This is a genomic window from Flavobacterium azooxidireducens (assembly GCF_023195775.1).
Classification (GTDB): Bacteria; Bacteroidota; Bacteroidia; order Flavobacteriales; family Flavobacteriaceae; genus Flavobacterium; species Flavobacterium azooxidireducens.
This window is the reverse complement of the sequence record NZ_CP096205.1, coordinates 1,670,703-1,691,861: the sequence shown is the minus strand read 5'-3', so window position 1 is coordinate 1,691,861 and position 21,159 is coordinate 1,670,703. Positions and strand designations below refer to the sequence as shown.

Below are 21,159 nucleotides of genomic sequence, written 5' to 3'. Positions count from 1 at the left end.
TTTTCGATGTAATGCAAAAAAGGAGTAATTAATTTCCTCCCTTCTTAGGGTCAATATTTGTTTGGTCATTATTTTCAGTCACGGTTGTATTTCCTTGCGTTTCTACTTCCATATCGTCTGTAGTACAAGAAACTGTGGTTGTTGCAAATGTTAAAATCATTCCTAGGATAAATAGTGCTTTTTTCATGGTATTGTGTTTTTAAGTTATTTAGTTTTTTTTATAATAAAGAACGTTTTCTTTATTATTTGTCAAAAGTATGGCAACTAACAGCTGGTTCTTTGCACATTTTGTGCCTATTTTGTTAAAGTTTAACTTCTTCAACTAACTGATTTTTAGGTTTCTCCGTAAAATCTAAAAAAGCCTACTTATTCATTTTCAATACGTTAAAAAATTTTAAAATTATTTCTTATTTATATTTTGTCTAAATAAAATCTATAATTACTTTTGCAACGTAGATTAAATCTAAATAACAATAATGAAAAAGACATTTACACTTTGCCTGCTTGCTTTGACAAGCTTTTCTTTTGCTCAAAATTCAGAATCTCAAGACGATTTAGCTTTAAATGATACCGTTAGAAGATTAGACGGAGTTACAGTTAATGCCGATGTTTTAGTGGGAAGTAAATTCAAAGCAAAAAATAAAGCGGGTTCAACGTATTTTATTTCAGCAGAAGAGTTAAAAACCTTCAATTATTCTGATATTAATAGAGTTTTAAGAACAGTTCCTGGTGTAAATGTGGTAGAAGAGGAAGGTTTCGGACTTCGTCCAAGCATCGGTTTAAGAGGAACGAGTCCGTCAAGAGCATCAAAAATCACCGTAATGGAAGACGGGATTTTGATTGCACCTGCACCGTATTCTGCTCCGGCTGCTTATTATTTTCCTACGGTAAATAGAATTCAAAGTTTTGAAATTTTAAAAGGTGGTAGCCAAATTCAATATGGGCCTTACACAACCGGAGGAGCAATCAATATGGTTTCAAACCAAATTCCTTCTCAATTTTCAGGAAAAGTAGTAGCATCGATGGGAAGTTTTGATACCAAAAATACGTATGTGAATGTTGGTGATAATTTCAAAAACTTCGGTTATTTAGTAGAATACAACAATCGTAATTCTGAAGGTTTTAAAACCATCGATTTTAGCAACAGAACAACCGGCTACAACGGAAATGATTATGTGGCAAAATTTAGAGTAAACACTAGTCCGGAAGCAAAAATGTTTCAATCGTTGACATTGAAAGCTCAGTTATCAAATGAATATTCAGATGAAACGTATTTAGGTTTAACGCAAACCGATTTTGACAACAATCCTTATCGTCGTTATTTATCTTCTGAGGCTGATAAAATCGATACAAAACACGACCAATTAATGTTAACGCATTTGTTTATTCCGGTTGATTATTTAACTGTTACAACAAAAGCATACCGCAATAATTTTAAAAGAAATTGGTATAAATTACACGATGTAAATGTAGGTGGTTCAAATGTTTCTTTAGCATCAATATTAGATAATCCAGAGGAAAATCAAGCGGGTTACGACATTATTACCGGAGCAGTAAACACAGCAGATAACGCTTTAAGATTACGAAATAACAATCGTGGTTATTTGGCAGAAGGAATTCAAACCGTCTTTAATTTTAAACTTAACAGCGATGTTGTTGCACACGATATTGATTTTGGAGTTCGTTATCATTTAGACAGCGAAGACCGTTTTCAATGGGACGATCGTTATAAAATTCAAAATAATGCATTATTCAGAACTGCCACCGGAACTCCCGGAACGCAAGAAAATCGTGTTGAAAGTGCAGAAGCAGTTTCCGCTCATATTTTATATAATTTGACTTATAAAAAGTTTACGTTTTCTCCTGGAATTCGTTATGAAAACATCATTCGTCGTAGTTTAAATTACGGTACAGCAGATTTAGACAGAACCGGTGTAAACTTAAATCACAGACAAAACAGAACAGAAGAATACATTCCCGGTTTAGGAGTTTTGTATAAATTTAATGATAGTTACACGGCGTTCACTAGCTTGCACAAAGGTTTTTCACCTCCGGGTGTAAATGTGGAAGACAAAGGCGAAAGCAGTATGAATTATGAAGCCGGATTCCGTTTTACCAAAAAGGCATTAAACGGAGAAATCATCGCTTTTTACAATGATTTTAATCGTTTACAAGGTGCCGATACCAATGCAGCAGGTGGAACAGGAACAGGCGATTTGTTTAATGCCGGAGCAGCTCAAGTGCAAGGTTTAGAATTGTTGATTTCATATGATCTTTTGAATGATGAAAATTCTAAATTCAAATTACCGATTACTTTCAGCTACACTTTTACTGATACAGAATTAAAAAACAATTTTGAAAGTGATACCGAAGCGTGGGGAGAAATTGAAGTTGGTGATGAAATTCCCTACATCGCAAAAAATCAATTTTCAATTGTTGCCGGTTTAGATCACAAAAAATTCAATGTTTCCATCAGTGGAAAATACAATGACCAATTTAGAACGGTTGCCGGACAAGGTTCAATTCCGGATAACGAATTGGTGAAAAGCAACTTTATTATTGATGCTTCTGCGAAATATCATTTAACCGAAAAAGTAAGTTTGATGAGTAATATCGTGAACTTACTAGATAAAGAATATGCTGTTTCAAGAGTTCCTGCTGGATTACGTCCGGGAATGCCTTTTGGAATCCATTTCGGAATTTCAGCACAATTTTAAAAAATGTTTTTATTTGTTTGTTAAAGGTTCTCTGTTTTTGATAGAGAACCTTTTATCTTTGTAGTATGATTGATTTTCAGGAAATAATCGCGTTTATCATTTTAGGAATTGCAATTGTTGTTCTCTATTTTCATTTTTTTGGTAAAAAGAAATCGAAGAAAAATTGCAGTAGCGATGATTGTGGTTGTCATTAACTTCCCAACGCCACATCCAAACTCATCATTACCACAAAACCACCGATAAATCCGAGTGTTGCAATATCAGTATGTTTATCTTGTTGCGTTTCCGGAATCACTTCTTCTACCACCACAAAAATCATTGCTCCTGCAGCAAAAGCTAAAGCATAAGGCAAAATTGGTGTAAAAAACGTAACGGCAACTGCTCCTAAAACTCCGGCAATGGGTTCAACTAAAGCAGAAGATTGTCCGTATAAGAAACTTTTCTTTCTACTCATTCCCATTCGTCGCAACGGCATGGAAACGGCAATTCCTTCCGGAAAATTTTGAATCCCAATTCCAATCGCTAAAATAGTAGCTCCTGCAATAGAAGCTTCCGGAATTCCGGCCGCAACACCACCAAACAATACACCAACAGCCAATCCTTCCGGAATATTGTGCAACGTGATAGCCAAAACTAAAAGTGTCGTTTTTTGCCAAGGTGATTTTACACCTTCCGTTTCTTTGAAATTGATATGTAAATGTGGTAAAACTTTATCCAAACCAAACAAGAAAAAGGCCCCTAAAAGAAAACCAACCGCTGCCGGCATTACTTTTACAAATCCTTCTCCTTCCGACATTTCGATGGCAGGTGCAAGCAAACTCCAATAACTCGCAGCAACCATAACTCCTCCCGTAAAACCTAGCATTCCGTCTAACGCAGCACGATTCATCGTCTTAAAAAAGAACACGACTGATGAGCCTAAAGCCGTTAAAAACCAAGTGAATAATGTGGCATACAAAGCAGCCAAAATAGGATCAATACTCGATAAATACTCAACAATGCTATCAAACATATTATATCACTTTTACAAATAAATTACCTGCAATTTTATTCGAAATCAAAATCTCTTTTCCATTCATTAAAATAGTCAGCGACATATCAAAGGCTTCTTTGTTAATGATTTCAATTTCCGAACCTAACGAAATTTGATGTTTATCTAAATACTGCAAAAAACTCGGTGAACTATCTTTTACGCCCAAACACATCACTTTTTTGTTCAAACCCACTTCAGAAAGTAATTGTTTTTCCACTTTTATCATCTGTCCATATCGATCAGGAATCGGATCACCGTGCGGATCTTCTTTAGGGAAGCCTAAAAATTCATCCAATCGATTAATCAATTTCTCCGATTTAATGTGCTCCAATTCCTCTGCTAAATCGTGTACTTCATCCCACGTAAAATCTAATTTTTCTACCAAAAAAACTTCCCATAAACGATGTTTTCTTACAATCATTTTGGCAGCGTGTAGTCCTTTTTGAGTGAGTGTCACACCTTGGTATTTCTGGTAATCAACCAATTCTTTTTCGGCTAATTTCTTTACCATATCCGTTACTGAAGAAGCCTTACTCTCAATCATACCCGCAATCGCATTGGTATTAATTCCTTTGGGCGAAACCAAGGATAAATGATAGATTACTTTGATATAATTTTCTTCCGAATAGGTCATAAATTCAATTAATTGAAAACAAATATACTAAGATAATTTGATATGAGTAAAATAATTTTTAGTTTTGTCTAAATTTATTTTTTGGTATGAAAAAAATTCTGCTCTTAATTGTTTTATCATTTACATTAATTTCACAAGCTCAAGAAAAAGGAACGGTTGTGGGTCATATTTTATATGAGGGTCAAGCGGTTCCGTTTGCAAGTATTCTTTTGAAAAATGCAACAACAGGAACTTCGTCTGATGAAAACGGAAATTTTTCCATTGAAGTTCCGTCGGGAAAACAAACCATCATCGTGCAAGCAATCGGTTTTAAAAACCAGGAAAAAAATATTAATGTTCCTTCCGGAGGAAAAATTCATTTGGATTTTAATTTAGAAGAAAGTGTTTTCGGACTCAATCAAGTCGTTGTTTCTGCTACTCGCGGATTGCAGAAAAGAACCGAAGCTCCGGTGATTGTAACGGTCACAAATTCGGAAGTTTTACAAAAAGCACAAGCCATCAGTTTATCGGAAGGTTTGAGTTTTCAACCCGGATTGAGAATGGAAACGAATTGTCAGAACTGTGGATTTTCTCAAGTTCGGATGAATGGTTTAGATGGAGCATATTCTCAAATTTTAATGGATAGCCGACCAATTTTTTCAGCTTTAAATGGAGTGTACGGTTTAGATCAAATTCCAACTAATATGATTGAACGAATTGAAGTTGTTCGTGGTGGTGGTTCGTCTTTGTATGGGTCGAATGCGATTGCGGGCACCATCAACATTATTACAAAAGATCCGATTGAAAATTCGTTTGAAATTAATTCGCATTTAGGTTTAATTGATGGAAATGTGCCAGACAAAGCCTTAACGTTAAACGGAACAGTTTTATCAGAAGATTTGAATTTAGGAATTCAGATTTTTGCAATGCTTCGTGACCGCGAACCTTTTGATGCAAATGATGATAATTTTACGGAAATTACAACAATGCAAAATCGAACATTCGGATTCAAATCGTTTTATCGTCCGTTTGAACGAAGTAAAATTACGGCCGAATTTCATACGGTAAACGAATTTAGAAGAGGTGGTGAAAATCGATTTGATTTACAACCGTTTGAAGCACTTACGACAGAACAAATTACATCCAAAATGGTGGGTGGCGGACTCACATTTGAGAATTATTCGGAAGATGAAAAGAACAAATATGCTATTTATTTCAACACCCAACAATCTAAAAATGACAACTTTTATGGTGGTCGAGCCGATGATGAATTTGGCAATATAGATTATGAAGAAAGCATTCGCGGGTATGGAAATACAGAAGTCATCACTTGGATTGGTGGAGCTCAATACAACCGAAAACAAGAATCATTTTTAGGTGGATCGGCAACCTTAACAACCGGAGCCGAATACAAAAAAGAAATGATGGTTGATGAAAAACCAGGTTATAATGCATTTGTAAATCAAACATTAGATATTCTAGGAATTTATGCTCAACAAGAATGGAAAGTCAATGAAAAACTGAAAGTTTTAGGTGGATTGCGAGCCGATTTTCACAATGCTGCCGATGAAGCTGTGATTTTTAATCCGAGACTAAACATCCTTTATAACTTTAAAGAAAATTTGCAATGGCGAAACAGTTATGCCAAAGGTTTTAGAGCTCCACAAGTTTTTTCGGAAGATATTCACGCCCGAATTGCAGCCGGAGAAGTGGCGTTAGTTGAATTAGCTGATGGATTGGAGTCGGAAACTTCCCATTCATTTTTAACTTCGTTAGATTGGAATAAAGTTACTCCAAATTCGGAAGCCGGATTGACATTTGAAGCCTTTTACACCCGATTAAACGACCCATTTGTGTTGGAACAACTTTCAGAAACCATTTGGGAAAAACGAAACGGAAAAGGAGCTGATGTTTATGGTGTGAATTTGGAAGCAAAATATGCTCCGGGACAAAAATGGCAGTTTCAAGCTGGAGCAACGATTCAAAAAGCGTTGTATGACGAAGCAGTTCAATGGAGTGAAAACGTGACGAATACAAATCGAAATTTCTTCCGTTCACCAAATGTGTATGGAAATTTGATGGCAACATTTTCTCCTAAAAAGGCTTTTCAAAACAATATTTCTGTGGTGTACACCGGAAAAATGTATGCTCAGCATTATGCCGGATTTATTGCCGAAGACCGTTTAGAAACTACAAATGACTTTTATGAAGTAAATTTTAAATCATCGTATACGTTTGTAGTAAAAGAAAAATTACATCTTCAATTAAGTGGTGGAATTCAGAATTTATTCAATCAATACCAAAAAGATTTTGATTTAGGTGTGAATAGAGATGCTACTTATATTTACGGCCCATCTCGACCAAGAACTATTTTTATAGGATTAAAAATCGGAACGGACTTGTTGTAATTCATAACTTTTGAGGATTTGAATCCAAAAAAAACATAACTTTTTTGGATTTGGGACGAATAACTCATAAAAACACACGTTATCACACCCGAAAACTATCTTGATTTTGTTCTTTGATTTTCTATTTAATCATAACAAATCTTTATGATTGAAATCATCAAATGAAAATGAAAACTTAGTAACTTTGCAAAGTCTTAGAATCTGAGAATCGAACAATCCAAAAATCTAACAATCTAATAGAAAAAATATGTATCCAGAAGAAATGGTAAAACCAATGAGAGCCGAATTATCGGAAGTAGGTTTTCAAGAATTATATAGTGCAGAAGCGGTAGAAAATGCAATTTCACAAAAAGGAACAACGTTGGTAGTTGTGAATTCAGTTTGCGGATGTGCTGCCAGAAATGCAAGACCGGGAGCAAAAATGAGTTTAGACGGGTCTAAAAAACCGGACCAATTAGTGACTGTTTTTGCCGGTGTTGACAAAGATGCCGTTGATGCAGCGAGACAACACATGTTTCCTTTTCCACCATCGTCGCCAAGTATGGCTTTGTTTAAAGATGGCGAATTGGTTCACATGTTAGAACGTCATCACATTGAAGGTCGTCCTGCGGAAATGATAGCAGAGAATTTAAAAGATGCTTATAACGAGTTTTGTTAAGCTCTATTTTATAAAAACCAAAATCCTTTCAGATGTAAATTTGAAAGGATTTTTTATTTCAATTCAGGAATACAAAATAGCACTTTTTGTTCGATAAAAACGTGAATAAGTGATTCTTCTTCCTCTGAATAATTTTCTTTGAAATTTCCTTTTAAAATTTCTTCTACGGAATTCTTCATAGATAAGTCGCGGTACTCAATCAACAATTCGTTCTCATTGATTTTGAGTAAGCAATCTTTTTCAGAAAAATCTATTTCTAAAAGTGGGTTCACCTTTAAATCGAAAGCAATTTCTTCATAGGCTTTCTGCAAAAGTGAATACAACGCGTTTAAAACACGCGGAACCGTTGTGGAAGACAAACAAACCCGATCAGGACAATTTAGAATGACATCATAATTGCATCGCAAATCGCAATTGCCTTTTTTGCCCCAGATAATTTCGTTAAACTTGGCAAAACTTCCCCAAGAACCGGGACCGGTTGGACCGTAAATTCCTACTGTTGGTACGTTGAATGCTCCGGCGACGTGGGTAATTCCGGCATCGTTTCCAATGTGGAAAAAGGCACCTTCCATGGCTTTACCAATATCATCTAAACCTCCGGTAACATAGTCGATATGAGGCATTTCTTTGGTAAAAAAATCAGCGGGATTTGGATCTTCTTTCCCTAAAATAATTTTACATTTTAGTTTTGGAAACAAATGATGTAACTCCTCAATTAATTTGGCATAACTTTCCGTTGGCCATATTTTTAGTAAAAAACCGGCACCCGGATGAACAGTGTAATACGGATTTTCGTAATCGGTATTCCTTTCAAAATAAGGATAACCTTTACTTTGATTGGAATAATTTTTATGGAATTTTGCTAATCCGTCAATATGATGCTGAATGGAATGCTGTTTAACTTTTTTATGTGTTGAATATCTGATTGCATGTGGCAAATCATAACCTCGAAATGCAGGATAATTTCCTAATTCGATGATTTTATCAAAATCGGCTTCATTTTCTTTGATTTTTTCTTCATCAACAATGATAATCTCTTTAAAATACTTCGTAAAGAAAGAAACTAATCTTGGATGAACCGCAAAACTAACCGATTTTGAAACTTCTTTTAAATTGATTAAACTGGGCAAACAAAAGAAAATATCGCCCAAACCGCCATAGCTTTTATACACCAAAACATTACCCAAATCAGGGACATTTTCAGCTTCATTTTGATTTAAAATTTGACTCACATTATCCCAAAAAACTTGTGGGGTTTCTTTCATTTCCTGTTTGGCTCTTTCTTTATCATTGGGATAAAAATCGAAAGACCACGTTCCCACTCTGTCGTTGGTAATCATTTCACAGCCTGACAAAAAAGCTTCTGCAGCCAATCTTCCGGAAGGTTCCGGCCAAACCGGTTTACAGAAAAAGTACTTTGATTGACTAAGAATTTTTAGAACTTCTTCATTTGGAATATAATCATTCAAAAAAACATTGGAAGGTAAATCTCTTCTCAATTCATTTTTCCCATACACTTGAAATGTCAATTGCGGATTTTCCAGAGCATAATCAAGTAAAGCTTCACCACCTTTTAAATAGCTAATATCACCAAAGAAAGGAATGACAGTTTCATTTTTTAGTTCAGAAATTTGCAATTTGTCCACCTCAACTGTAGGAGGCATAATAATTTTATTAGCAACAGATTCGCCATAAAAAGCAAAATGATCTTCAAAATGTTTTGGAGATTGAAAAGCGTTCATCTTTGCATTTCCAAAAACTTGATGGTATAAATGGTATTTTTCGTTGTCGCAACAATTTCTGATTCCTCTGTCAACGGTGCATAAAATGTTTCTTCGAATGCAAAAATTATAATCAAATTCAATTTTGATGTAACTTATTTTTTCATCAACTAAATAATTAAGCAATTTTTTTTCAAATCGACAACGAGAAGTACTATTCAAAACAATTAAATCGGATTGCTCAATTTTATTTTTTGTTTCTTCAAAATTAGTCAACAAATCAGTCTCAACTAAGTAACCCAATTGATTGCCAAGAGCGACCAATTGGGTTATAGTTAATTCAGCACCACGTTTTAAAGAGGTGTCGGTATCGTGTAAAAAAAGAATTTTCTTCAATGAATAATTATAGGTGATTAATCATCATAATAACCATCATCGTAGTATCCGTCGTCATAATAGCCGTCGTTGTAATAACCATCGTCATAATAGCCATCATCGTAATAACCGTCGTCATAGTATCCGTCATCATAATAACCGTCATCATACGAATCGTTATTGTCATCAGACGAACAAGAGGCTACTAAATTTCCGGTGATTACTATAGCTGAGCTTACCAGTATCACCTTTCCTGAATTCTTTAAAAAATTACGTCTGTTCATAAAATCAATTAGTTAGGTTAAACAAATATATAGTGTTTTTATTTTATAAAACAAGTGATTAAATAAAAAACCCACTATTTATATTTAATCTAAAATGTTTATTTTTGTAGCGAATTCTTCCATTTAGAATTCATTTTATTGTAATAACCCAAAAACGTTTATAGCATGCAACTGTATAACACCATGAGGGCAGAAGAAAGAGCCGAGCTTATTGATCAAGCCGGCAAACAACGGCTAACGTTGTCTTTTTATGCCTACGCCAAAATTGAAGACCCTAAAAAATTTAGAGATGATTTATTCTTAGCCTGGAATCCGTTGGATGTCTTGGGGAGAATTTATGTGGCTCACGAAGGAATTAACGCCCAACTTTCGTTGCCGGCGGACAATTTTTATTCGTTTAAAGATACGATTGAAGCGTATGACTTTATGAAAGGGATCCGCTTGAATGTCGCAAGAGAACATGATGATTATTCCTTTTTAAAGTTAACCATCAAAGTGAGACATAAAATTGTTGCTGATGGACTGGATGATTCCACTTTTGACGTAACCAACAAAGGAATTCATTTAAAAGCGAGTGAATTCAATCAACTTTTGGAAGACCCAAACACAATTGTAGTTGATTTTAGAAATCACTACGAAAGCGAAATTGGTCATTTTAAAGGAGCAATAACTCCCGATGTTGATACGTTTAGAGAATCGCTTCCTATCATTGAAGAGCAATTAAAAGATTTTAAAGAAGATAAAAACCTTTTGATGTATTGCACGGGTGGAATTCGATGTGAAAAAGCCAGTGCGTTTTTTAAGCATAAAGGTTTTAAAAATGTGTATCAATTAGAAGGCGGAATTATTGAATATGCTCGTCAAATTGAACAAGAAGGTTTACAAAGTAAATTCATTGGTAAAAATTTTGTTTTTGATCATCGCTTAGGCGAAAGAATCACGAACGATATTGTTTCACAATGTCATCAATGCGGAAAACCCTGTGATAATCATACTAATTGTGTGAATGATGGTTGTCATTTGTTGTTTATTCAATGTGATGATTGTAAAGAAAAAATGGAAAATTGTTGTTCTGTTGAATGTCAGGAAATCACTCATTTACCATTAGCGGAACAAGTGAAATTACGTCGCGGAATTCAAAAAGGAAATATGATTTTCAAAAAAGGAAAATCGGATGCACTAAAATTTAAACATTCCGGTGAATTGAGCGATAAATCACTAGCTACGGCCGAAAAACCGAAACCCATTCGCGAACGCATCAAACAGAAAAAAATATTGGTTGGCAAAGCAGAACATTATTACACCAAAGCACAAGTTGGCTTATTTATAATTGAAAATCAAGAAATAAAATTGGGAGACAAAATCTTAATTTCGGGTCCAACCACAGGAAATCAGGAATTGGTTTTAGATAAAATCTTTGTCAATGGAAAAGAAAATACTGTGGCTACAGTTGGTGATAAATTGACTTTTGCAGTTCCGTTTAGGATAAGATTATCGGATAAATTATACTTAATCAAAAATTAAATGCCTTTAAAAATTTACATATATGCCACACTCGTACACAAAAATTTGGATACATGCCATTTGGACAACAAAAAGCAGAATTGAACTAATTGATTATTCTATCGAAAAGCAAGTTTATGATTTAATTTTTCAAGAGTTAAAGGATTTAAATTGTCCCACAAGAATAATTAATGGAATGCCGGATCATATTCATGCTTTATTTTTACTTAATCCACAGAAATCAATTTCAGATGTTGTAAAACAAGTAAAAGGAAGTGTTTCACATACTTTGAACGGAAGCGAACTATTACCCGGAAAATTTGCTTGGCAAACCGGTTATGCAGCTTTTTCGGTTAGTGAATCGCAATTACAAAAAGTGCACGACTATATTAAAACCCAAAAAAACCATCATGCAAAGATGAATTTTGATGAAGAACAAAAAGTACTTTTGAAGTTACATGATGTTAGTGAATGAATTTATTTTTTATATTCCCACGGTTGAAACCGTGGGCGAAGTTTGAAGTAGATGACGGATCTTTACGCAAACAAGGTTAACGCAAACAAAACTTAACCCACGGTTTCAACCGTGGGAAGAATGAAGAAAAAAATGAAACCGTGGGCGAAGTTTGAAGTAGATGACGGATCTTTACGCAAACAAGGTTAACGCAAACAAAACTTAACCCACGGTTTTAACCGTGGGAAGAATGAAGAAAAAAATGAAAACGTGGGCGAAGTTTGAAACAGATAACGGATGTTCCTGCAAAAAAGGTTAACGTAACCAAAACTTAACCCACGTTTTCAACCGTGGGAAAGTAAAAAATTTGTAAAATCTTACCACTCCAACTTCTATCAAAAAATACTATCTTTACAAACTTAACGTTTAATGTCAGTAGTCTCGTTATTTATAACGAGATGACCAAATATATAAATTATGGCTTGTACAAACTGTTCGACAGGGAGCAAAACCGGTGGTGCTCCTCAAGGATGTCAAAATAAAGGGACTTGCGGCACCGATAGCTGCAATAAATTAACGGTTTTTGACTGGTTAGCAAACATGAGTTTGCCTAGCGGTCAAGAAGTGTTTGATTGTGTGGAAGTGCGTTTTAAAAACGGACGAAAAGAATTCTACCGCAACACCGAAAAACTGTCTTTAATCATTGGCGATATTGTTGCCACAGAAGCTTCACCAGGCCACGACGTTGGAATTGTAACCCTAGTGGGAGAATTGGTTAAAGTTCAAATGAAGAAAAAAGGAGTGAATCACACGAGTGCTGAAATTACAAAAGTGTATAGAAAAGCTTCGCAAAGAGATATTGATATATGGGCAGATGTTCAAGCAAAAGAAGAGCCAATGAAAGTGAGAGCAAGAGAAATTGCTATTCAGCTTCAATTGCAAATGAAAATTTCGGATATTGAATTTCAAGGTGATGGTTCCAAAGCTACTTTTTATTATACTGCAGAAGATCGCGTTGATTTTCGTCAATTAATTAAAGAGTATGCACAAACTTTCAAAACCAGAATTGAAATGAAACAAGTTGGTTTTCGTCAGGAAGCAGCTCGCTTAGGCGGAATTGGTTCTTGCGGAAGAGAATTATGTTGCTCTACTTGGTTAACCGATTTTAGAAGCGTGAACACCTCTGCAGCACGTTACCAACAACTTTCTTTGAATCCACAAAAATTAGCCGGACAATGTGGAAAACTCAAATGTTGTTTAAACTATGAGTTGGATACGTATATGGACGCGTTAAGAGATTTTCCGGATTTTGATACTAAAATCGAAACCGAAAGAGGCGTTGCTTATTGTCAAAAACAAGATATTTTTAAAGGCTTGATGTGGTTTGCTTATGCAGATAATATTGCGAATTGGCATGTGATTCACATCGATCAAGTCAAAGAAATTGTTGCCGAAAACAAACAACGTAAAAGAATTTCTTCGTTGGAAGATTTTGCATTAGAAATTGTGGCTGAACCAAAACAAGACTTCAACAACGCAATGGGTCAAGAAAGTTTAACCCGTTTTGATCAACCAAAAAGAAAGAAAAACAACAACAATAATAACAAAAAAAGAAGACCAAATAAAATTGTTAAAAATGACCCTAAGAAATAGTCTGTTTTTAGTTTTTTTATTGATTATTGTGACATCTTGTGACAAAAAGAGACTTTTTGACGAATATAAAAAAGTTGGAAAAGTGTGGCACAAAGACAGTATTGTAACTTTTTCTGTGGAACAAAAAGATACAGTTGCTAAACATAATCTTTATATCAACATACGAAACAACAAAAATTATGAGTTTAATAATTTGTTTCTAATTGTTGAAATGGAACAACCCAACAAAAAAACAATTGTGGACACATTAGAATATCTCATGGCCGAACCTGATGGTACGCTTATGGGAAAAGGCTTAACAGATACAAAAGAAAATAAATTATATTACAAAGAAAATTTTGTGTTCCCAAAATCAGGAAATTATCAAATTTACATCCAACAAGCTTTACGAAAATCAGGAAAAATTGAAGGCATCGAAGCATTGGAAGGTGTGACTGATGTTGGATTACGAATAGAAAAAGCAGAATAATATGGCTAAGAAAAAAAATTCTACCGTTAAAGACATCAGTTACTATCAAAAAAAATTCTGGAAAGTATTTTTCATCGGATTAGCAGGTGTCTTCTTGTTTTTTGTTTTTGCCAACTTCGGGCTATTTGGCTCCATGCCAAGTTTTGATGAATTGGAAAATCCAGATTCAAATTTAGCTACAGAAATAATTTCTTCAGATGGTGTGGTTTTGGGTAAATTTTACCGCGAAAACCGTTCACCTGTAACGTTTGATGAATTACCAAAACACCTTGTTGATGCATTAGTAGCAACAGAAGATGAACGTTTTTATGAGCATTCAGGAATTGATGGAAGACGATTAATTGGTGCTGCTTTAAAACTTGGAGCAGATGGTGGAGCAAGTACTATTTCACAACAATTAGCAAAACTTCTATTTCATGGTGAAGGTTCTAAATTTATTCTTTTCAGATTAGTTCAAAAGGTTAAAGAGTGGATTATTGCCACCAAGTTAGAACGTCAATATACTAAAAATGAGATTATTGCACTCTATTTAAATAGGGCAGATTTCGTTAATACAGCGGTGGGAATAAAATCAGCCGCTAAAGTTTATTTTGGCAAAGAACCGAAAGATTTATCCATTGAAGAAAGTGCTTTGTTGGTTGGAATGCTAAAAAATCCATCTCTTTACAATCCAACGAGAGAAAAAAGAAAAGAATTGGTTTTAAACAGAAGAAACACTGTGCTAAACCAAATGGTTAGAAACAACTTTTTAGAACCGGAAGCAAAAGCACAATTAGAAAAAAAACCAATCGTTTTAGATTTTAGTCCAGAGGGTCATCTAGAAGGAATCGCTACTTACTTTAGAGAATATCTTCGTGATTATATGAAAAAATGGGTGAAAGAAAATAAAAAACCCGATGGTTCAGAATACAATATTTATAACGATGGTTTAAAAATCTATACCACCATTGATTCTCGAATGCAAAAACATGCCGAAGACGCTGTGCATGAACATTTAAAAAATCTTCAAGTAGAATTTTTTAAAAGTCAGAAGAAAAATAAAAACGCTCCTTTTTACAAAATTACCGACGATGAAACGGAGAAATTGCTAAAAAGAGCCATGAAAAACTCTGAACGTTGGCGATTGATGAAAGCTCAAGATAAAAGTGAAGCAGACATCATTAAGTCGTTTGACATAAAAACCGAAATGCGGGTTTTTACTTGGAAAGGTGAACGCGATACCATCATGACTCCAATGGATTCCATCCGTTATTACAAACATTTTTTAAGAAGCGGAATGATTTCGATGGAACCTCAAACCGGACATGTAAAAGCTTGGGTGGGCGGAATCAACTATAAACATTTTCAATACGACCATGCCGGACAAGGTGCTAGACAAGTTGGATCCACTTTTAAACCGTTTGTTTATGCCACAGCTATAGAAGAATTAAGAATGTCTCCTTGTGATTCAATTATCGATTCTCCATTTACTATTCCAAGAGGAAGACACAATGTTAGTGCTAATTGGACTCCGCGAAATTCTGATGGAAAATACCGTGGAATGATAAATTTAAAGAAAGCATTGGCCAATTCAATCAACACCATTTCTGCTAAGTTAATTGATAGAACCGGGCCCAAAGCTGTTATCGATTTAACACATAAATTAGGTGTCACTGCGGATATCCCGGAACAAGTTTCCATTTGTCTTGGTGCTGTTGAAATTACAGTTCATGACATGGTTGCCGCTTTTAGCACGTTTGCCAATAAAGGAATCTATATAAAACCGCAAATGATTACCCGTATTGAAGATAAAAACGGAAATATCATTTACGAAAACATTCCGGAAAGTCACGATGTGCTTAGTCAAGACATTGCTTATGCAGTTGTAAAGTTGATGGAAGGGGTTACTGAAGATGGAACCGGAACCCGCCTTCGCGGAGGAAGAGCTGGTTTTAGAACATATGACTACAAATTTGAGAATCCAATTGCCGGAAAAACAGGAACTACTCAAAATAATTCCGATGGTTGGTTTATGGGATTTGTACCTAATTTATGCACCGGCGTTTGGGTAGGCTGTGAAGACAGATCGGCCCGATTCAACACTACTGCTATGGGACAAGGTGCTACAATGGCTTTACCTATTTGGGGAATTTATATGGATAAATGTTATAAAGACAAAAAACTTAATGTCTCTAAAGATCCATTTGAAAGACCAGAAAACATTACAGTGAAGGTTGATTGTTGGAAAGCAACAAAAGACACATTAGACTTTGATCAAGATTTAGATGAATTTAATTTTTAGAAAATCCACATAAATATAATTATAAAAGAATGGACTTTGCAAAAAGCCCATTTTTTTATACCTTTAAAATTCGAAAACAAACAAACGATATGATTACACGAAAAGTAAATTCTGTTCAAGAAGCTCTTGATGGAATCACTGATAATATGACCATTATGCTCGGAGGTTTTGGCCTTTGCGGTATTCCGGAAAACAGCATCGCAGCATTAGTAAAAATGGGTGTTTCTAACCTTACTTGCATTTCAAACAATGCCGGTGTGGATGATTTTGGATTAGGATTATTGCTTCAAAAGAAACAAATCAAAAAAATGATTTCATCTTATGTTGGAGAAAATGCCGAATTCGAACGTCAAATGCTTTCAGGAGAATTAGATGTTGAACTCACGCCACAAGGAACATTAGCCGAAAAATGTCGAGCTGCACAACACGGAATACCAGCTTTTTTCACTCCTGCCGGATTTGGAACTGAAGTTGCCATCAATAAAGAAATACGAAAATTTGATGGAAAAATGTATGTGATGGAAGAAGCCTACAAAGCTGATTTCGCCATCGTAAAAGCATGGAAAGGCGATGAAGCCGGAAACCTAATTTTTAAAGGAACCGCTAGAAATTTCAATTCGTGTATGGCTGGTGCGGCTAAAATTACCATTGCCGAAGTGGAAGAACTAGTTCCCGCCGGAACATTAGACCCCAATCAAATTCACATTCCCGGAATTATGGTGAACCGAATTTTTCAAGGCGAAAAGTTTGAAAAAAGAATCGAACAAAGAACAGTTAGACAAAAGTAATATGTCAATGGGACAATATGGCAATGAGACAATTCATTGCCATCTTCCCTAATTGACACACATCGACTCATTGACTAATTGACACATTAACTCATTGACACATTAAAAAATGGCTTTAGATAAAAATCAAATTGCAAAACGCATTGCAAAAGAAGTAAAAGACGGTTACTACGTAAACTTAGGAATTGGAATCCCGACATTGGTTGCCAATTTTGTTCGAAACGACATTGCGGTCGAATTTCAAAGTGAAAACGGCGTACTTGGTATGGGACCATTTCCGTTTGAAGGCGAAGAAGATGCCGATATCATCAACGCAGGAAAACAAACCATTACCACGTTGCCAGGAGCTTCCTTTTTTGATTCGGCTTTCAGTTTTGGAATGATACGAAGCAAAAAAGTAGATTTAACGATTTTAGGTGCGATGGAAGTTTCCGAAAACGGCGACATTGCCAACTGGAAAATTCCTGGAAAAATGGTAAAAGGAATGGGTGGAGCAATGGATTTAGTGGCTTCAGCCGAAAACATCATCGTAGCCATGATGCACGTGAACAAAGCAGGTGAATCAAAAGTTTTAAAAAATTGTACGCTTCCGCTAACGGGTGTTGGCTGCGTTAAAAAAATTGTCACCGAATTAGCCGTAATGGATGTTACTTCAAAAGGTTTCAAACTTCTTGAACGAGCTCCCGGTGTTTCTGTAGAAGAAATTATCAAAGCCACAGAAGGAACATTGATTGTAGAGGGTGAAATTCCGGAGATGATTTTGGATTAAAATTTACAAAATAATAAAATGAAAAAGTCCACGTACTCGCTGCTTATTTCACTTTGCTTTTCAATCATTTATGCTCAGGAAAATGTAGATTTTTCGGGTGAGAAAAAAATTATTTCACCTGAAGTTCATAGCAACAATACCGTCACATTTCGTTTTAAAGCTCCGAATGCAAAGAAAGTATTTTTAGAAGGAGATTTTCTGTTTCAACAAGGTTTGAGCGAAGGAAAAACCGAAATGAAAAAAAATGAAAAAGGAATTTGGACTTTTACGACTTCTACTCTTCAGCCAGAATTATACAGTTATAAATTTACAGCAGATGGTTTGGCTATAAATGACCCAAACAATGTTCATTTTAGTAGAGATGTAGCAACTGTTGTCAATATTTTTATTGTTCCAAGCGGAAAAGCCGAATTATATAAAGTGAATGATGTTCCTCACGGAACAGTTTCAAAACGATGGTACGATTCACCAACTTTAAAAATGAACCGAAGATTAACGGTTTATACTCCGCCCGGATATGAAAAAAGCAAAGAAAATTATCCTGTTCTTTATCTATTGCATGGAGCAGGTGGCGATGAAGAGGCTTGGATAACCCTGGGAAGAACTGCTCAAATTTTAGACAATCTAATTGCCCAAGGAAAAGCAAAACCAATGCTAGTTGTCATGCCAAACGGAAATGCCAGTCAATCAGCAGCACCAGGAGAGTCTAAAGAAGGATTTTATACCCCGGAATTTATTCAACCGGATATGTTTTCGGGAAACACCGAAAAAGCATTCGGCGATGTAATTCAATTTATTGAATCGGAATACCGTGTAAAAAAAGAAAAATCATCAAGAGCTATTGCAGGGTTATCGATGGGAGGATTTCATACCATCATTATTTCTGCTAATTATCCAAAAACATTTGATTATATGGGCGTGTTTTCGGCGGCTCTTTTTCAACCTAAAGAAGCTGAGAGTGAAATGTATTTAAACATCGAAAAAAAGCTAAAAGCTCAAAAAGAGAATAATTATAAATTGTATTGGAAAGCCATTGGCAAAACAGATTTCTTATACAAAGAAGCCACCGATTTTAGAAATCTACTTAATTCGATGAATTTCAAATATACCTACAAAGAATCAGAAGGTGGACATACTTGGTCAAACTGGCGAGATTATCTTTCAGAATTTGCACCTCTATTATTTAGATAATTTCATTTATTCAAAAATGCCAACAAAACCTCATTCGCATTACCAAAAGTAGGTGCTTGATCGGTCACACTCACCACTCTCTTTTTGTTTAATTTATAAGTCAAATCAAATTCTGTAGTAAATAGAATAACCGATAAAAACGGATTATTGATAAAAGGAAGCAAGCGATCAAAAGCACTATCAATAGTATGTATTTCAAACAATTCTTCTCTTTGAAAACGGAATTTTAGTTCTAATTTCAACTCGTTTTCCTCTAAAATGGGTCGAATAAAGATGTTTTTTAATTCGGTGTTGCCGATGGTTTTGGCAAAAGTAAGTTTGGCAAAAGTTCCATCAGAAAGACTGATTTTAAATTGTTCATAAAACTCAGAAAACGTTGCTGTAAATAACATAAATTTTTATTTTTTATCCTTTCGGAATCGCTTCAATTAATTTTTTAGTATAAGCACTTTTTGGATTGGCATACAGTTCATCCGCATCAGCCATTTCTTCAATTTTTCCTTTATTCATCACCAAAACTTGATCACTCATATATTTTACAACTGCCAAATCATGGGAAATAAAAATATAGGTAAATCCAAAATTTTCTTTTAGTTCATTCAATAAATTCAAAACCTGAGCTTGAACAGAAATATCCAACGCCGAAACCGATTCGTCACACACGATCAACTTGGGTTGCAAAGCAATGGTACGAGCAATTCCGATACGCTGCCGTTGACCGCCGGAAAATTCGTGTGGATAACGGTTAAAAAAATCTTCGCCTAATCCCACACGCTCCAATATTTCGATGGCTTTTGCTTTTCGTTCGGCATCATTTTTATACAAACCATGTACTTTCATGGGTTCCATAATCGTTTTCCCGATTGGAATTCTCGGGTTTAACGAGGAATACGGATCCTGAAAAATAATTTGAATTTCTTTTCTGAGTTTTCGGATTTCATCTTTATTCAGTTTTGTAATATCGCTTCCTTTGTAAAAAATTTGTCCGGCAGTTGCTTTATCCAATTGCAAAATGGCATTGCCTAATGTTGATTTTCCACAACCGGATTCGCCAACCAAACCAACTGTTTCGCCTTCGTAAATTTTAAAACTTACATCATTAACAGCTTTAAAAGACAGTTTTTTTCCGAATAAACCAACCGTTGACAAATATTCTTTTTCTACATTTTTTACTTCCAAAAGAGGAGCTTTTGCATATATTTTTTCCTGATTTTCTTTTCGTTCTTCGGCAGAAACAATTTCGCTTTTACTTGTTTCGTTTAAAAAATCCTGAATTGTCGGAAGCCTTTTTAGCCGAAATTCCAACGACGGTCGGGAAGCAATTAAAGCTTTGGTGTAATTGTGTTGCGGATTTTCAAAAATGGCTTTGGCATTTCCTTGTTCCACAATTTCCCCTTTATACATTACCAAAACCCGATTGGCAATTTCTGAGACCAATGACAAATCGTGAGAAATAAACAAAATACTCATCTTGGTTTCTTGTTGCAAATCCTTCAATAATTGAATGATTTCCTTTTGAACCGTAACATCTAAAGCAGTTGTAGGTTCATCGGCAATTAAAATTTTTGGTTTACAAGCAATTGCCATCGCAATCATCACGCGTTGTTTTTGTCCGCCAGAAATTTGATGTGGATATTTGTTAAACAGCTCTTCCGGATTGGGCAATTTCACTTTTTCAAATAATGAAATTACTTCTTTTTTAATTTCCTTTTTGGACAAGGAGGTATGTCTTTCTAAAATTTCTGCTACTTGAAAACCGCATTTTAAGGAAGGATTTAACGAACTCATGGGTTCTTGAAAAATCATCGCAATGTCGTTCCCTCTTATTTTTTGGAATTCCTTATCCGATAAATTTGTGATTTCTTTTCCGTTAAAAACAATTGTTCCATTAGTAATTTTTGAAATCTTTGGAGGAAGTAAACCCATTATTGTCAGCGAAGAAACCGACTTTCCTGAACCCGATTCTCCCACAATACCAACAATTTCGTTTTCATATAAATCATAGCTTAAACCGTGAACAACAGGCACAAATTCTTTCTCTTTTTTAAAAGAAATAGTTAGTTTTTTTACCGATAAAAGAATGTTGTTTTCCATTGTTTAAAATTAATCCATTTTTTTTATTTACATCTGAAAATTACTTTTTTTCGTAATTTAAAAGAGATTACACTATAGAATTGATATTTTAAACACTCAACCATTGTTAAATAATGTATATTTTTTTAAGTAAATCAGTAGAAAAAAT

18 protein-coding genes are annotated in these 21,159 nt (G+C 34.9%); 11 read left to right on the top strand and 7 right to left on the bottom strand.

The window, feature by feature from the left end; all coding sequences use genetic code 11:
• Positions 1-28: 28 nt before the first annotated feature.
• Positions 29-187 carry a hypothetical protein gene (locus M0M57_RS07440; RefSeq protein ID WP_248436553.1) on the bottom strand — a complete coding sequence of 53 codons (159 nt, stop codon included), beginning with the start codon at positions 185-187 and terminating at the stop codon, positions 29-31.
• A 289-nt stretch (positions 188-476) separates the two neighbouring features.
• Here M0M57_RS07440 and M0M57_RS07435 point away from each other — a divergent pair, with 289 nt between their 5' ends.
• Complete coding sequence (locus tag M0M57_RS07435) at positions 477-2,717, top strand: TonB-dependent receptor family protein (RefSeq protein WP_248436552.1); 2,241 nt, start codon at positions 477-479, stop codon at positions 2,715-2,717.
• A 190-nt stretch (positions 2,718-2,907) separates the two neighbouring features.
• On the opposite strand, the gene M0M57_RS07430 is transcribed toward M0M57_RS07435, so the two are convergent.
• Together M0M57_RS07430 and M0M57_RS07425 are read right to left on the bottom strand one after the other, a co-directional pair.
• Positions 2,908-3,729, bottom strand: coding sequence for a ZIP family metal transporter (locus tag M0M57_RS07430; RefSeq protein WP_248436551.1), 822 nt, complete (start codon positions 3,727-3,729; stop codon positions 2,908-2,910).
• Position 3,730: 1 nt separating this feature from the next.
• The gene (locus tag M0M57_RS07425; RefSeq protein WP_188361460.1) at positions 3,731-4,384 is read right to left on the bottom strand and encodes a metal-dependent transcriptional regulator; all 654 of its coding nucleotides are present in this window, start codon (positions 4,382-4,384) and stop codon (positions 3,731-3,733) included.
• An 86-nt stretch (positions 4,385-4,470) separates the two neighbouring features.
• Between M0M57_RS07425 and M0M57_RS07420 the strand changes: the two genes are divergently transcribed.
• Both M0M57_RS07420 and M0M57_RS07415 read left to right on the top strand, forming a co-directional pair.
• Positions 4,471-6,771: a TonB-dependent receptor gene (locus tag M0M57_RS07420; protein ID WP_248436550.1), complete on the top strand. Its 2,301-nt coding sequence runs from the start codon at positions 4,471-4,473 to the stop codon at positions 6,769-6,771.
• A gap of 247 nt (positions 6,772-7,018) precedes the next feature.
• Positions 7,019-7,429 (top strand): BrxA/BrxB family bacilliredoxin, encoded by a 411-nt coding sequence (locus tag M0M57_RS07415; RefSeq protein WP_248436549.1) that lies wholly within the window; start codon positions 7,019-7,021, stop codon positions 7,427-7,429.
• A gap of 53 nt (positions 7,430-7,482) precedes the next feature.
• On the opposite strand, the gene M0M57_RS07410 is transcribed toward M0M57_RS07415, so the two are convergent.
• Positions 7,483-9,546 (bottom strand): glycosyltransferase family 9 protein, encoded by a 2,064-nt coding sequence (locus M0M57_RS07410; RefSeq protein WP_248436548.1) that lies wholly within the window; start codon positions 9,544-9,546, stop codon positions 7,483-7,485.
• Positions 9,547-9,563: 17 nt separating this feature from the next.
• Positions 9,564-9,809: a hypothetical protein gene (locus tag M0M57_RS07405; protein ID WP_248436547.1), complete on the bottom strand. Its 246-nt coding sequence runs from the start codon at positions 9,807-9,809 to the stop codon at positions 9,564-9,566.
• Between the two features lie 165 nt (positions 9,810-9,974).
• Here M0M57_RS07405 and trhO point away from each other — a divergent pair, with 165 nt between their 5' ends.
• From trhO to M0M57_RS07365, 8 genes are all read left to right on the top strand, one after another.
• Positions 9,975-11,333, top strand: a complete 1,359-nt coding sequence (trhO, locus tag M0M57_RS07400; RefSeq protein ID WP_248436546.1) for an oxygen-dependent tRNA uridine(34) hydroxylase TrhO — start codon at positions 9,975-9,977, stop codon at positions 11,331-11,333.
• Between the two features lie 22 nt (positions 11,334-11,355).
• A complete protein-coding gene (tnpA, locus tag M0M57_RS07395) occupies positions 11,356-11,787 on the top strand; it encodes an IS200/IS605 family transposase (protein WP_248436545.1) in 432 nt (143 codons plus the stop codon).
• A 456-nt stretch (positions 11,788-12,243) separates the two neighbouring features.
• A complete protein-coding gene (locus M0M57_RS07390) occupies positions 12,244-13,419 on the top strand; it encodes a PSP1 domain-containing protein (protein ID WP_248436544.1) in 1,176 nt (391 codons plus the stop codon).
• Positions 13,403-13,888, top strand: a complete 486-nt coding sequence (locus tag M0M57_RS07385) for a gliding motility lipoprotein GldH (RefSeq protein WP_248436543.1) — start codon at positions 13,403-13,405, stop codon at positions 13,886-13,888. Before M0M57_RS07390 ends, M0M57_RS07385 begins: the two co-directional genes overlap by 17 nt.
• A gap of 1 nt (position 13,889) precedes the next feature.
• Positions 13,890-16,169 (top strand): penicillin-binding protein 1A, encoded by a 2,280-nt coding sequence (locus tag M0M57_RS07380; protein ID WP_248436542.1) that lies wholly within the window; start codon positions 13,890-13,892, stop codon positions 16,167-16,169.
• Between the two features lie 89 nt (positions 16,170-16,258).
• Entirely contained in the window at positions 16,259-16,957 is a 699-nt protein-coding gene (locus M0M57_RS07375) for a CoA transferase subunit A (RefSeq protein WP_248436541.1), read from the top strand.
• Positions 16,958-17,066: 109 nt separating this feature from the next.
• Complete coding sequence (locus M0M57_RS07370) at positions 17,067-17,726, top strand: 3-oxoacid CoA-transferase subunit B (RefSeq protein ID WP_248436540.1); 660 nt, start codon at positions 17,067-17,069, stop codon at positions 17,724-17,726.
• 18 nt (positions 17,727-17,744) lie between these two features.
• Positions 17,745-18,917 (top strand): esterase, encoded by a 1,173-nt coding sequence (locus tag M0M57_RS07365; protein ID WP_248436539.1) that lies wholly within the window; start codon positions 17,745-17,747, stop codon positions 18,915-18,917.
• Positions 18,918-18,919: 2 nt separating this feature from the next.
• Here M0M57_RS07365 and M0M57_RS07360 read toward each other — a convergent pair whose 3' ends face one another.
• Both M0M57_RS07360 and M0M57_RS07355 read right to left on the bottom strand, forming a co-directional pair.
• Positions 18,920-19,309: a hypothetical protein gene (locus M0M57_RS07360; RefSeq protein WP_248436538.1), complete on the bottom strand. Its 390-nt coding sequence runs from the start codon at positions 19,307-19,309 to the stop codon at positions 18,920-18,922.
• 13 nt (positions 19,310-19,322) lie between these two features.
• Positions 19,323-21,011, bottom strand: coding sequence for an ABC transporter ATP-binding protein (locus M0M57_RS07355; protein WP_248436537.1), 1,689 nt, complete (start codon positions 21,009-21,011; stop codon positions 19,323-19,325).
• Positions 21,012-21,159: the final 148 nt, after the last annotated feature.

Bases quoted from the DNA above. Each gene is read 5' to 3' on its own strand.
- M0M57_RS07430 (WP_248436551.1), bottom strand. From the start codon at position 3,729: ATGTTTGATAGCATTGTTGAGTATTTATCGAGTATTGATCCTATTTTG.
- M0M57_RS07435 (WP_248436552.1), top strand. From the start codon at position 477: ATGAAAAAGACATTTACACTTTGCCTGCTTGCTTTGACAAGCTTTTCT.
- M0M57_RS07425 (WP_188361460.1), bottom strand. From the start codon at position 4,384: ATGACCTATTCGGAAGAAAATTATATCAAAGTAATCTATCATTTATCC.
- M0M57_RS07380 (WP_248436542.1), top strand. From the start codon at position 13,890: ATGGCTAAGAAAAAAAATTCTACCGTTAAAGACATCAGTTACTATCAA.
- M0M57_RS07385 (WP_248436543.1), top strand. From the start codon at position 13,403: ATGACCCTAAGAAATAGTCTGTTTTTAGTTTTTTTATTGATTATTGTG.
- M0M57_RS07440 (WP_248436553.1), bottom strand. From the start codon at position 187: ATGAAAAAAGCACTATTTATCCTAGGAATGATTTTAACATTTGCAACA.
- M0M57_RS07375 (WP_248436541.1), top strand. From the start codon at position 16,259: ATGATTACACGAAAAGTAAATTCTGTTCAAGAAGCTCTTGATGGAATC.
- M0M57_RS07420 (WP_248436550.1), top strand. From the start codon at position 4,471: ATGAAAAAAATTCTGCTCTTAATTGTTTTATCATTTACATTAATTTCA.
- M0M57_RS07360 (WP_248436538.1), bottom strand. From the start codon at position 19,309: ATGTTATTTACAGCAACGTTTTCTGAGTTTTATGAACAATTTAAAATC.
- tnpA (WP_248436545.1), top strand. From the start codon at position 11,356: ATGCCACACTCGTACACAAAAATTTGGATACATGCCATTTGGACAACA.
- M0M57_RS07415 (WP_248436549.1), top strand. From the start codon at position 7,019: ATGTATCCAGAAGAAATGGTAAAACCAATGAGAGCCGAATTATCGGAA.
- trhO (WP_248436546.1), top strand. From the start codon at position 9,975: ATGCAACTGTATAACACCATGAGGGCAGAAGAAAGAGCCGAGCTTATT.
- M0M57_RS07365 (WP_248436539.1), top strand. From the start codon at position 17,745: ATGAAAAAGTCCACGTACTCGCTGCTTATTTCACTTTGCTTTTCAATC.
- M0M57_RS07355 (WP_248436537.1), bottom strand. From the start codon at position 21,011: ATGGAAAACAACATTCTTTTATCGGTAAAAAAACTAACTATTTCTTTT.
- M0M57_RS07370 (WP_248436540.1), top strand. From the start codon at position 17,067: ATGGCTTTAGATAAAAATCAAATTGCAAAACGCATTGCAAAAGAAGTA.
- M0M57_RS07390 (WP_248436544.1), top strand. From the start codon at position 12,244: ATGGCTTGTACAAACTGTTCGACAGGGAGCAAAACCGGTGGTGCTCCT.
- M0M57_RS07405 (WP_248436547.1), bottom strand. From the start codon at position 9,809: ATGAACAGACGTAATTTTTTAAAGAATTCAGGAAAGGTGATACTGGTA.